This is a genomic window from Catellatospora paridis (assembly GCF_009720365.1).
GTDB classification, from domain to species: Bacteria; Actinomycetota; Actinomycetes; order Mycobacteriales; family Micromonosporaceae; genus Catellatospora; species Catellatospora paridis.
Genome location: NZ_ML769313.1, coordinates 897,157 through 909,714, shown reverse-complemented (window position 1 = coordinate 909,714; position 12,558 = coordinate 897,157). Strand labels below are relative to the sequence as shown.

Here is a 12,558-nt window from a genome sequence, read left to right as displayed (position 1 = left end):
GGACAGCTGCGTGCCCTGGTGCCGCCTACGCCTGGGAGCGCTGCGAGGACCAGCGGGTCCGGGCGTACAGTCGGGTCGCGGCGCTCCTCACATACCTTCCGGCACCCGGGTGGCGGGCTTCAGGTATCCATCAGTGGCAGGCCCGGCAGCACTTTCTCGAGCGTGATGGGAAAGTCGCGTACGCGCACGCCGGTGGCGTTGAACACCGCGTTCGCGATCGCCGGGCCAGCGCCGCAGATGCCCAGTTCGCCGACGCCCTTCATGCCGAGGACGTTGGCCTTGTCGTCGTAACCGTCGAGAACGACGGCGTCGACGTCGGGGATGTCGGCGTGAACCGGCATCAGATATTGCGCGAGATCCCGGTTGACGAACGCGCCGGACCGCAGGTCGACGACGGCCTCCTCCTGCAGCGCCGCGCCTACCCCCCAGATCATGCCGCCTATCAGCTGAGAACGGGTCGTCTTCGGGTTGAGCACGCGGCCCACCGAGAACACGCCGAGCATGCGGCGCAGGCGGATCTCGGCGGTGTCCGCGTCGACCCCCACTTCCGCGAAATGGGCGCCGTAGGTGTGGATCGAGTAGGCCGCGTAGTTCGGGTCATCACCCATGAACCGGGTTTCGCCCTCGGCCTGCACACCGTCGGGATGGTTGCGTGCGAGGATCTCGCTCAGCGCCTCGTCCGCGCCGCCGATGCGTACGCTGCCCTCAGCGAACACGGCCTCGGCCGGGTCCAGGCCGTGCAGCGGAGAGCCCGTGTCGCCGCAGGCCGTGACCAGTAGTTTCTCCCGTACGGCCACGCATGCCCGGTGCGTCGCGGTGCTCGAGTTCGCGGCACCCCACGAGCCGCCGGACCCCCAGCTGGTGGGGAGCTCGGAGCGCCCGAGTTCGATCCGCACTCGTTCGGGCGGCAGTCCGAGTCCGTCGGCCGCGACCTGGGTCAGGATGGTGTACGTGCCGGTGCCGATGTCGGTCATGTCGGTCTGGACGACGGCGGTGCCGTCGGCCTCCAGGCGCACCCGCACCGTTGCCTGCCCTTGGAAGTGTTTGCGGATGGCGGCGGCCATGCCGTAGCCGACCAGCCAGCGTCCTTCGCGCATGCTCGCCGGGGTGGTGGGCCGGTGCTCCCAGCCGAACCGGCGGGCGCCTTCGCGCAGGCACTCGACCAGGTGCCGGTCGCTGAACGGCACGCCTGACTCGGGATCGACGGCGGGCTCGTTGCGGATCCGCAGCTCGACCGGGTCGATCCCGAGCGCATCGGCCAGCTCGTCCATCGCCGACTCCACAGCCAGCAGGCCCGGCGCCTCGCCCGGCGCGCGCACGTCAGCGCCGCGCGGCAGATCGAGCGGTGTCAGCCGGTGGGTCGTCAGCCGGTGTGGCGCGGCGTAAAGGCTGCGGGTCGTGGCGGCGGTCTGCTCGGCGAACTCGATGTCGGGGTTGGTGGCCATGGTGACGTCATGGGCGACCGCGACCAGCCGTCCGTCGCGCCCCGCGCCGAGCCGGACCCGCTGGCTTGAGGTGGGGCGCATGCCGACGAGCTGGAAGATCTGCTGCCGCGTCAGCGCGACCTTGACCGGTTCGCGCAACGCACGAGCGGCGATGGCCGCCAGGATCGTCTCGGCGTGGATGCCCAGCTTGGAGCCGAATCCCCCGCCGACGAAGGGAGTGATGATGTATATCCGCGCCGGGTCGATCCGCAGTGTGCTGGCGATCGAGGCCAGTGCGGCGTCGACGATCTGGCAGCTGACGTAGACGATCAGGTCCTCGCCGCGCGGTTGCACCAGGCATGCGTGCAGTTCCATCGGCATCGACAGCTCGTACGGCGTCGTGTAGCGCTGATCGATTCTCACGTCGGCGGTGCTGAATCCGGTGTCGAAGTCGCCTACCTCGGTGTCGGTGGGGAATCCGCCGTTGGCCTCTTTCGGGGCGTAGGCCTCATCTTCGTACGCCGCGAAGTCGAACCGTCCCCGCCCGGCGGCGTACTCCACGTGGACGAGAGCGGCCGCCGCGCGGGCCTGTTCGAGGGTCTCGGCGACGACCAGTGCCACCGGTTCGCCGTGGTAGTGGATGTCGGGGCTGGTCAGCACCGGCTGGGCGCGCCAGTACTCCATCGGGACGGACTCGTCGCGCGCGCCCTGCTCCGGGGCGTTGCGGTGGGTCATCACCATGCGCACGCCGGGCGCGTGTTCGGCGCTGTCGGTGTCGATCCGGGTGATGCGGCCTTTGCCGACGGTCGCGCCGACGATGACCCCGTAGAGCGGCTGGCCGGGCTCCCAATGCTCGTAGGCGTAGATGGCCTGGCCGGTGACCTTGAGTGGGCCGTCGATGCGGTCCAGAGGTTGCCCGATCATCTCGCTCCTCAGCTCGACTGGGCCGCTTGTGCCAGTGTTCGGCACAGAGTGCGTCTGGCCAGCTCGATCTTGAAGTCGTTGTGTCCCTGCCCGACCGCGTCACGCATCGCCGCATCCGCAGCGGCGCGGTAGGTGGCCATCGTGGCGGGACGGCCGGTCAGCGCGGCCTCCGCCTCGACGGACCGCCACGGCTTGTGCGCGACGCCGCCGAACGCCACCCGCGCCTGAGCGATCGTCGCCTGGTCGGCCGAGACGACAGCCGCCACGGACACCAGCGCGAACTCGTAGGACGCCCGGTCGCGCACCTTGCGGTAGAGCTGCCGGCCCGGCGGGGGCGGCGGCAGGACCACGCTCGTAATCATCTCGGCGGGCCGTAGCACGGTTTCGAGGTGCGGCGTATCGCCGGGCAGGCGGTAGAAATCGGTGATGGCGACACGGCGTACCGACTCGTCGGCGTCGAGCAGCTCGATCTGCGCATCCAGCACGGTCATCGCGACGGCCATGTCGGAGGGGTGGGTCGCGATGCAGGCGTCGCTGGCACCGAGAATCGCGTGTATCCGGTTGGACCCGTCGATCGCCGAACATCCCGATCCGGGATCGCGCTTGTTACAGCCCGCGGCCGTGTCGTAGAAGTAGGGGCAGCGAGTCCGTTGCAGCAGGTTTCCGCCCGTGGACGCCTTGTTGCGCAACTGGCCAGAGGCACCCGACACCAGCGCCTGGGACAGCACCGGATAGCGGGTGCGCACGCGCGCATCAGCCGCCACGTCGGAGTTTGCCGCCTGGGCGCCGATGCGCAGACCACCGTCCGGAAGCTCGTCGATGTCGCGCAACGCAAGCCGGCTGATATCCACCAGATGGCTGGGATGCTCGATGTCGAGTTTCATCAGATCGAGCAGATTGGTGCCGCCGCTGATGAACTTCGCCCCGGATCTGGACGCCGCGGCGACGGCAGCCCGTGCGTCTGCCGGTCGCTCGTAGGTGAAAGACCTCATTGCGTGCCCGCCTTCGCGACAGCGCGGATGGCCGCGACGATGTTCGGATAGGCGGCGCACCGGCAGATGTTGCCGCTCATCCGCTCGCGGATCTCCTCGTCGGTCAATGCGATCCGCGGCGAGGCCACATCGGCGGTGGCGTGGCTGGGCCAACCGGCCCCCACCTCGGCGAGCATGCCGACAGCCGAACAGATCTGGCCGGGAGTGCAGTAGCCGCACTGGAAGCCGTCACGCTCCACGAAGGAACGCTGCATAGCGTGCAAACTGTCGAGGTCGCCCAGGCCTTCGATCGTGACGATCTCGTCGTCCTCGTGCATGACAGCGAGCGTCAGACAGGAGTTGACGCGCCGGCCGTTGATCAGCACGGTGCAGGCCCCGCACTGCCCGTGGTCACAACCCTTCTTGGTTCCGCTCAGGTGCAGATGTTCGCGCAACGCGTCGAGTAACGAGGTCCGCGGATCCACCTCAAGCCGCCGCACCTCATCGTTGACACGTAGCGCCACCGCCGAGAGCGGGGCCGTCTCGGCCCAGCTCCTGCCTGCGCCGCCCGCATCTGGATCGTTCATCAGAGCCCGCCTTCCCCGGCCTGGTGCCGGGTGTCAGCCTGGACATGCGCTCGCCAGCCAGGTGGCCTCGCCGAGCACCTTCGGGTGTGGCAGCAACCATGGCACCCCGAGGTGTCCTCGCGCGGGAACCAGTTCGTCGCCACATTTAGGCAAAGCCACCACGGACCAGGGAAAACAGCCAAGCGCAACTGAATCAAACGCTAGCACCGGAATCAGGGCGCGCCGCCCTTGATCGCGGAACCGACCAAGGAAGGCGGCAACTGCTCATCGCGTCCTGCACGACGACCTGGGCTGGGACATGTCGCGCTACCTCGCCGACCGGATCCTTGCGCTGCCAACGTCATCGTGGACACCGGCACTGAGCTCTGGCGAGCTGGAGGGTACGAGCGCTCGAGGCGGTGGTGCCGCTCGCCCGGCACACCGAGCACGTCGCGCGTATCCCGTCTCGGCCCGGTTCGTGTTCATCGGTGCCGAGCCCTGGTATCTCGTGGCTCGGCGACAAGGTCGCCATCGACGATCACGGGTTCGTGCTGACCGGCTCGGACGTGGCCGGCGACGACATCGTCGGCATCGGTTCTGGCGCGCCTCGCCGGCCGTAACCTGCTGGAGACGAGCCGATCGGGCGCGTTCGCCGCAGGCGACGTGCGCAGCGGCTCCATCAAGCCGGTGACGTCCGCGGTGGGTGAGGACGCCGTGGTGATCAGGTTCATCCACGAGCGCCTCACCCCGGCTCACCCCGGCTCAGTCCTGAACGCGCCGCACCGGGCTGCCCACGGATGTCCACAGGGTGGACAGGGTCAGTCCCCGACCGCCCGCCGCAGCGACCAGCGATTGAGCCAGCGCTCCGACCAGCGCCAGCACCACGAACGCGTCCATGCCGAGCTCGACCAGCCTGGTCCACCGGCGTCGACCGCCTGGTCGAACGGATGTTCGCCGCCGCCGGTTCACCCGCGGCCACGGCCATGGACCTGTACCGGTCCGGTGACCACTACGTGCTGCACCTCGACCTGCCCGGCATCGACCCGGGCACGCTGGACGCCAGCGTCGACGGCAGCACGCTGACTATCACGGCCCAGCGCAGCCTGCGTACCGACGAAGACGTCGAGTGGCTGCTGCGCGAGCGCCCCACCGGCACGTTCACCCGCCGGCTGGCGCTCGGCGACGATGTCGACACATCGAACATCGCCGCGACATACCAGGAAGGGGTCCTGACCGTGACCCTGCCGGTCACCGAGGTCACCAAGCCTCGCAAGATCGCCATCGCCGGCGAGGGCAGCCCGGCCCTGAACGGGCCTGCGGCCGAGGCGAAGGCGATCAGCCACGCGGCTACCAGCTGACCGTCCCCGATACCGATGGCCCTGCGGGCATCGACGGCCCGCGGGGCCATCGGCCCCAACCCTGACCCTCTGAGCCGCCGCGTCTGCTGTTTCAGACCGGCCATAAGGAGCGGTTGTACCGACTGGGCGCGGTTTTCCGGAACATCCGGATCATGTTTTATCCCGTCCGTGACGAGTAGTATGAGAATTTGGTTCGCATTTGGTTTGGTCGCGCCGTCGGCACGACAGTGAGGGCTTAACAGGCAGTTGGTGCTGCCGGCCCTTTGCGCGTTGAGGCCTCCCCGACCTCGATTCCAGAAGAACTTGTAGAAGCTTGCCCGTACTGCCGGGTGACGGTAGTTGGCACCCGGCATTGTCTGGCACGCGTCCACGGCTGGCTGGTGATCAGCATGGCTAAAGCAGTCGGTATAGATCTCGGTACGACCAACTCGGTGATCGCGGTGTTCGAGGGCGGTCAGGCCAGTGTCGTGCCCAACGCCGAGGGCTCACGCACCACACCCTCGGTCGTGGCGTTCACCGACGCCGGTGAACGCCTGGTCGGGCAGCTCGCCCGCCGGCAGGCGATCCTCAACCCGAAGGGCACGATCTACTCCGCGAAACGGTTCATCGGCCGGCACTTCGACGAGATCAGCTCCGAAGCCAAGGCCGTCGCGTTCGACGTCGTGCCCGGCCCGGACGGCCTCGTACGCTTCGACGTCAAGGGCAAGATGTACTCCCCGGAGGAGATCAGCGCCCAGATCCTTCGAAAGCTCGTCGACGACGCGTCGAAGTTCCTCGGTGAGAAGGTCACCCAGGCCGTCATCACGGTGCCGGCGTACTTCAACGACGCCCAGCGCACCGCGACCAAGGACGCCGGCCGCATCGCCGGGCTCGACGTGCTGCGCATCATCAACGAGCCCACCGCCGCGGCCCTGGCCTACGGGCTGGACAAGAAGGGCCACGAGACCGTCCTGGTGTTCGACCTGGGCGGGGGCACCTTCGACGTGTCCGTGCTCGACGTCGGTGACGGTGTCGTCGAGGTACGCGCCACGGCCGGCGACTCGCACCTGGGTGGCGACGACTTCGACAAGCGGCTGGTCGACCACCTCGCCGAGGAGTTCAAGAACGACAACGGCATCGACCTGCGCAGCGACCCGCAGGCCCTGCAGCGGCTGTTCGAAGCCGCGGAGAAGGCCAAGGTCGAGCTGTCGTCGGTCACCCAGACGCAGGTCAGCCTCCCGTTCGTCACCGCCGACGCGTCCGGGCCCAAGCACCTGACCACCACCATCACCCGGTCGAAGTTCGAGGATCTCACCAAGGACCTCGTCCAGCGCTGCCTCGGGCCGGTCGAGCAGGCCATGGCCGATGCGAAGACCACCGCCAACGACCTCGACGAGGTCATCCTCGTCGGCGGGTCCACCCGCATCCCGGCCGTGCAGGCCCTGGTGCGGCGGCTGACCGGTGGCAAGGACCCGAACATGAGCGTCAACCCCGACGAGGTCGTGGCGATGGGCGCCGCGATTCAGGCCGGGGTCCTGACCGGTGAAGGCCCCGACGTGCTGCTGCTCGACGTCATCCCGCTGTCGCTGGGTCTGGAGACCCTGGGCGGGCGGATGACCAAGGTCATCGAACGCAACACCACGATCCCGGTGCGGCGCAGCGAGACGTTCACGACCGCCGACGACAACCAGCCCGCGGTGGACATCGTCGTCCTGCAGGGCGAGCGGGAACTGGCCGCCGACAACCGTGTCCTCGGGCGCTTCCGGCTGGAGAACATCCGGCCCGCGCCACGCGGGGTTCCGCAGGTCGAGGTCACGTTCGACGTCGATGCCAACGGCATCCTCAACGTGTCCGCCAAGGACAAGGACACCGGCGTCGAGCAGGCCATCACCATCACCGACAGCGGCAACCTGGACCGCTCCGAGGTCGAGCGCATGGTCGCCGACGCTGAGGCGCACCGCGACGAGGACGTCCGCGTCCGGCAGCTCATCGACACCCGCAACGAACTCGAATCCCTGACCTACCAGGTCGAGCAGCGGCTCGCTGAGCTGGGCGAATCGGCGCCCGCGCACGACAAGGCGCGCGCGGAACTGCTGATCGGCGACGCCCGCCAGGCCCTCAAAGAAGAAGCGCCGATGGACCGGCTGCGCTCGCTCATCGGCGACCTGCAGCAAGTCGCCCAGGGCCTGATGGCCCGGCCGTCGGCTCCGCCGCCCGGAGCGGACCAGGGCGGGCCGACCGGACCCGCCGCAGGGGCGCGGACCGGCGCAGGCCAGCCGGGTGCCAGCGACGACGACGTCATCGACGCCGAGTTCTCACCGAGCTGAGGCACACGATGACGCACCATTCGCACGCGCAGTCTGCGCCGCAAACCGACTCGGCGCCTGAGGCCTCGGCTCACCCCGAGGCCCAGGCGCCGGCCGAGACCGGCCCGTCGGCTGCCGAACTCGAGCTGCAGGACCGCCTGCGCCGGGCGCTGGCGGACCTGGACAACGTACGCAAACGCTGCGAGCGGCAGCTCGCCCAGGAGCGGGCTGCCGAACGCGCGCGTGTCGCGGCGGTGTTCCTGCCCGTCGTGGACAATCTCGACCTCGCTCTCGAGCATGCCGACAGCGATCCGGGCGCGGTGGTCGAGGGCGTGCGCGCGGTGCGTGACCAGGCCGTCGCGGTGCTGTCGGCGATGGGCTTCGCGCGCCGTGAGGAGACCGGCGTGCCCTTCGACCCGATGCGGCACGAGGCGGTGAGCGTCGTGCCCGGCGGCGATCAGGACCCCGGCACGGTGCTGCACGTGGTCCGCCCCGGCTATGGGGACAGTGATCGGCAACTGCGGCCGGCTTCGGTCGTGGTCGCCGGAAACGACTGAGGACGAGCCATGGCGCGCGACTTCTACGAGGTGCTCGGCGTCTCCCGTGATGCTTCCGCGGACGAGATCCAGCAGGCGTTTCGCAAGCTCGCCCGCAAGTACCACCCCGACGTGAACAAGAGTCCGGACGCCGAGGAGAAGTTCAAGGAGATCAACGAGGCGTATCAGGTGCTGCACGACCCGAAGCAGCGGACCCGCTACGACCGCTTCGGCGAGGACTTCCGCAAGGTCCCGGAGGGGTACGAGAACATGGCCGGCGCCGGCGCGGGCCCGGGTGGTTTCCGGGGCCGTGGCGGCGGCGGCGGTTTCCCCGGCGGGGGTGGGTTCCGCGGCGGCGAGCAGGGCGAACCGTTCACCTGGACCTATGAGGGCGGCGGCGAGGGCGTCGACATGGAGGACCTGCTCGGCGGGCTTTTCGGTGGTCGCGGTCGTGGCGCCGGACGAGGTGCGGCCGGGCGTGGTGCGGGCCCGATTCCGGGCGCGGACCAGGAGGCCGAGCTGACGCTGACCGTCGAGGAGGCGTACCACGGCGGACCCCGCAAGATCACGCTGTCGGGGCCGGACGGGCCACGCAGCTACGACGTCAACATCCCTCCGGGCGTCAGCGACGGCCAGCGCATCCGCCTGGCCGGACAGGGCGGACAGGGACGCGGCAACGCAGGCGCCGGTGATCTGTATCTGGTGGTGCGGCTGGCGCCGCACCCGCGTTACCGGGTCGAGGGCCGCGACATCCACGTGCGGCTGCCGGTCGCCCCGTGGGAGGCGGCGCTCGGCGCAAGCGTGCCGCTGCAGACGCCGGGCGGGCAGGCGAAGGTGACCGTGCCGCCGGGCACCTCCAGCGGCCGCCGGCTGCGGCTGCGCGGGCAGGGCATGCCGCGCCGGCAGGGCGAGCCCGGCGACCTGTACGCCGAAGTCCAGATCATGGTGCCCAAGCACCTGACCCCCCGCGAGCGTGACCTGTTCGAGGAGCTGTCGCGGGCCTCCGCCTTCGATCCCCGCCAGCCTGAGCGAGAGGGGGCACGGGCATGAGGACGTACGCGGTGGCGGTCCCGGGCCAGGCTCAGCCTGGACCGCTTCGCCAGGCGGGCAGGGCTGCATCCGGCACTTGTGCAGCGCTACGTGGCGCTGGGCCTCATCGACGCCTCCCGCGACGCCGAAGGCCGGCTGTGGTTCTCCCCGGCCGCGCTGAGCCGCGTCGGGCGGGTGCAACGACTGCACGCCGACCTGTCCCTGAACTACTCCGCGATCGGCCTGGTCATGGACCTGCTGGATCGCATCGACCAGCTGCAAACGGCCCTACGCACGAGAAAGGGACCGTCATGGACATGAACAAGCTGACCCAGAAGTCTCAAGAAGCGCTGCATGACGCGCAGACCGTCGCACTGCGCCTCGGACACACCGAGGTCGACGGCGAGCACCTGCTGCTGGCGCTGCTCGACCAGCCCGAAGGGCTCGTGCCCCGGCTGCTGACACAGACCGGGGCCGACCCGCAGCAGTTGCGTGCCGAGGTCGAGCAGGACCTGGCCAAACGGCCGAAGGTCAGCGGACCGGGCGCGCAGCCCGGCCAGGTGTTCGTCACCCAGCGCCTGTCGCGGCTGCTGGACACCGCCGAGCGGGAGGCCACGCGGCTCAAGGACGAGTACGTCTCGACCGAGCACCTGCTGCTGGCCCTGGCCGAGGAGGGCTCGGCGACAGCGGCAGGACGGAGGCTCAAGGAACACGGCGTCACCCGTGAATCCTTCCTGAGCGCCCTGACCCAGATCCGCGGCAACCAGCGGGTCACCTCGGCGATGCCCGAGGTCACCTACGAGGCCCTGGAGAAGTACGGCCGCGACCTGGTCGCCGACGCCCGCAACGACCGCCTCGACCCGGTCATCGGCCGCGACGCCGAGATCCGCCGCGTCATCCAGATCCTGTCCCGCAAGTCCAAGAACAACCCCGTCCTGATCGGCGACCCCGGTGTCGGCAAGACCGCCATCGTCGAGGGCCTGGCGCAGCGCATCGTGCGCGGGGACGTGCCCGAGGGGCTGCGCGACAAGACCGTCTTCGCCCTGGACATGGGTTCGCTGATCGCCGGGGCGAAGTACCGCGGCGAGTTCGAGGAGCGGCTCAAGGCCGTGCTCAACGAGGTCCGCGCGGCCGAGGGCCGCATCCTGCTGTTCGTCGACGAGCTGCACACCGTCGTCGGCGCCGGTGGGGGCAGCGAGGGCGCAATGGACGCGGGCAACATGCTCAAACCCATGCTGGCCCGCGGCGAACTGCACATGATCGGCGCGACCACCGTCGACGAGTACCGCAAGCAGATCGAGAAGGACGCCGCGCTGGCCCGCCGCTTTCAGCAGGTGTTCGTCGACGAGCCTTCGGTCGAGGACACCATCTCCATCCTGCGCGGCCTGCGCGAACGACTGGAGGTGTTCCACGGCGTGAAGATCCAGGACGCTTCCCTGGTCGCCGCCGCGACACTGTCCCATCGCTACATCACCGACCGGTTCCTGCCCGACAAGGCGATCGACCTCGTCGACGAGGCCTGCGCCCGGCTGCGTACCGAGATCGACTCGATGCCCGCGGAACTCGACGAGATCACCCGCCGGGTCATGCGCCTGGAGATCGAGGACGCCGCGCTGGCCAAGGAGACCGACCCGGCGAGCCTGGCCCGCCTCGACCAGCTCCGCCGCGAGCTGGCCGACCTGCGCGCCGAAGCCGACGCCAAGCACGCCCAGTGGGAGCATGAGCGCCAGGCCATCCGCCGGGTCCAGGACATGCGCCAGGAACTCGAACAGCTGCGCCGCGAGGCCGAGCAGGCCGAGCGGACCTACGACCTCAACCGGGCCGCCGAGCTGCGCTACGGCCGCATCGCCGACCTCGAACGGCGCCTGGCCGCCGAGGAGCAGAAGCTCGCCGACCGGCAGCAGGGCCAGCCCGGCCTGCTCCGGGAGATGGTCACCGAGGACGAGATCGCCGAGATCGTGTCCGCGTGGACCGGCATTCCGGTGTCCCGGCTGCAGGAGGGCGAGCGCCAGAAGCTGCTGCGCCTCGACGAGATCCTGCACGAGCGGGTCATCGGCCAGGACGAGGCCGTCCAGGTCGTCGCCGACGCCATCATCCGCGCCCGCTCGGGCATCAAGGACCCGACTCGGCCGATCGGGTCGTTCATCTTCCTGGGCCCCACCGGCGTCGGGAAGACCGAACTCGCCAAGACCCTCGCCGCGGCCCTGTTCGACTCCGAGGACAACATCGTTCGCCTGGACATGAGCGAGTACCAGGAACGTCACACCGTCAGCCGCCTGGTCGGCGCGCCGCCCGGCTACGTCGGCTACGAGGAGGGCGGGCAGCTCACCGAGGCCGTACGCCGCAAGCCGTACTCCGTGGTGCTGTTCGACGAGATCGAGAAGGCGCACACCGACGTGTTCAACACGCTGCTGCAGGTGCTCGACGACGGCCGGATCACCGACTCGCAGGGGCGCACCGTCGACTTCCGCAACACCGTCATCATCATGACCTCCAACATCGGCGCCGAACACCTGCTCGAAGGTGCCACCGCCGACGGCGAGATCGACCCAGCGTCGCGCGCCAAGGTCATGGCCGAGCTGCAGGGGCATTTCCGGCCCGAGTTCCTCAACCGCGTCGACGACATCGTGCTGTTCCACCGCCTCACCCTGGCCCAGATCGAGAAGATCGTGGACCTGCAGTTCGACGAACTGCGCAACCGGCTGGCCGAACGGCGCATAACCCTGCAGGTCAGCGAGGACGCCCGCAAACTCATCGCCGAGCACGGCTACGACCCCGTCTACGGCGCGCGGCCGCTGCGCCGCTACATCGCCCACGAGGTCGAGACCCGGATCGCCCGCGCCATCATCGCCGGCGACCTGGGCGAGGAAGCCGTCATCGGGGTCGACGCGCAGAACGGCGAGCTGACGGTCACGTTCCAGAGCACGCCGGCCCCCGAGGTGGCGCACGCCGGCACCGGATCGGGGGCGTGATGACACAGGCACCGCCGGCCACCAGGGCCGAGGTCATCGCCTGCCCGCACTGCGGCAAGCGCAACCGGGTACAGGCTGCCGCAGCGGGGGTGCCGCGCTGCGGCAACTGCCACCAGGCTCTGCCCTGGGTCACACAGGCGACCGACGCCGACTTCCAGGCCGTCGTGGCGCAGTCGTCGCTGCCCGTGCTGGCCGACCTGTGGGCGCCTTGGTGCGGCCCGTGCCGGGTGGTGGCCCCCGGCGTGGAGCGGGCCGCGCAGACCTTCGCGGGACGACTGAAAGCCGTCAAGATCAACGTGGACGAGTCGCCGCAGACGGCGGCCCGCTACCAGGCCCAGTCGATCCCGCTCCTGCTCCTGCTCGACCACGGGCAGGTGCGGTCCCGCCAGGTAGGCGCCGCCCCGCCCGACGCGCTGCAACGCTGGGTCGAACAGGTGCTGGCCCAGCCTCCCGCAGGCTGAACCCGGGTGCGCCACCCGACCGCATGACCGTC

12 protein-coding genes are annotated in these 12,558 nt (G+C 69.7%); 7 read left to right on the top strand and 5 right to left on the bottom strand.

The features are described 5' to 3' along the window. Positions 1–119: 119 nt before the first annotated feature. The 5 genes from F9C41_RS08995 to F9C41_RS41755 form a co-directional block, all read right to left on the bottom strand. Entirely contained in the window at positions 120–2,348 is a 2,229-nt protein-coding gene (locus F9C41_RS08995) for a xanthine dehydrogenase family protein molybdopterin-binding subunit (protein WP_155386159.1), read from the bottom strand. Between the two features lie 8 nt (positions 2,349–2,356). Next, positions 2,357–3,340: an FAD binding domain-containing protein gene (locus F9C41_RS08990; protein ID WP_155386158.1), complete on the bottom strand. Its 984-nt coding sequence runs from the start codon at positions 3,338–3,340 to the stop codon at positions 2,357–2,359. Continuing rightward, positions 3,337–3,843, bottom strand: coding sequence for a 2Fe-2S iron-sulfur cluster-binding protein (locus F9C41_RS08985; RefSeq protein ID WP_407924679.1), 507 nt, complete (start codon positions 3,841–3,843; stop codon positions 3,337–3,339). The genes F9C41_RS08990 and F9C41_RS08985 overlap by 4 nt, the downstream gene beginning before the upstream one ends. A 524-nt stretch (positions 3,844–4,367) precedes the next feature. After that, a complete protein-coding gene (locus F9C41_RS08980; RefSeq protein ID WP_155386156.1) occupies positions 4,368–4,616 on the bottom strand; it encodes a hypothetical protein in 249 nt (82 codons plus the stop codon). A gap of 31 nt (positions 4,617–4,647) precedes the next feature. After that, positions 4,648–4,782 (bottom strand): hypothetical protein, encoded by a 135-nt coding sequence (locus tag F9C41_RS41755; RefSeq protein ID WP_269058904.1) that lies wholly within the window; start codon positions 4,780–4,782, stop codon positions 4,648–4,650. A 50-nt stretch (positions 4,783–4,832) separates the two neighbouring features. Between F9C41_RS41755 and F9C41_RS08975 the strand changes: the two genes are divergently transcribed. The 7 genes from F9C41_RS08975 to trxA all read left to right on the top strand — a co-directional run bounded on the left by F9C41_RS08975 (position 4,833) and on the right by trxA (position 12,526). Then, positions 4,833–5,243, top strand: a complete 411-nt coding sequence (locus F9C41_RS08975) for an Hsp20/alpha crystallin family protein (RefSeq protein ID WP_155386155.1) — start codon at positions 4,833–4,835, stop codon at positions 5,241–5,243. A 389-nt stretch (positions 5,244–5,632) separates the two neighbouring features. Then, positions 5,633–7,549, top strand: coding sequence for a molecular chaperone DnaK (dnaK, locus tag F9C41_RS08970; RefSeq protein ID WP_155386154.1), 1,917 nt, complete (start codon positions 5,633–5,635; stop codon positions 7,547–7,549). 8 nt (positions 7,550–7,557) lie between these two features. Continuing rightward, a complete protein-coding gene (locus F9C41_RS08965; RefSeq protein ID WP_155386153.1) occupies positions 7,558–8,085 on the top strand; it encodes a nucleotide exchange factor GrpE in 528 nt (175 codons plus the stop codon). Positions 8,086–8,094: 9 nt separating this feature from the next. Further along, positions 8,095–9,114 carry a DnaJ C-terminal domain-containing protein gene (locus F9C41_RS08960; protein ID WP_155386152.1) on the top strand — a complete coding sequence of 340 codons (1,020 nt, stop codon included), beginning with the start codon at positions 8,095–8,097 and terminating at the stop codon, positions 9,112–9,114. 36 nt (positions 9,115–9,150) lie between these two features. Next, positions 9,151–9,414: a chaperone modulator CbpM gene (locus F9C41_RS08955; RefSeq protein ID WP_155386151.1), complete on the top strand. Its 264-nt coding sequence runs from the start codon at positions 9,151–9,153 to the stop codon at positions 9,412–9,414. Continuing rightward, a complete protein-coding gene (gene clpB, locus F9C41_RS08950) occupies positions 9,405–12,065 on the top strand; it encodes an ATP-dependent chaperone ClpB (protein WP_155386150.1) in 2,661 nt (886 codons plus the stop codon). Before F9C41_RS08955 ends, clpB begins: the two co-directional genes overlap by 10 nt. Further along, positions 12,065–12,526 (top strand): thioredoxin, encoded by a 462-nt coding sequence (gene trxA / locus F9C41_RS08945; RefSeq protein WP_155386149.1) that lies wholly within the window; start codon positions 12,065–12,067, stop codon positions 12,524–12,526. The genes clpB and trxA overlap by 1 nt, the downstream gene beginning before the upstream one ends. Positions 12,527–12,558: the final 32 nt, after the last annotated feature.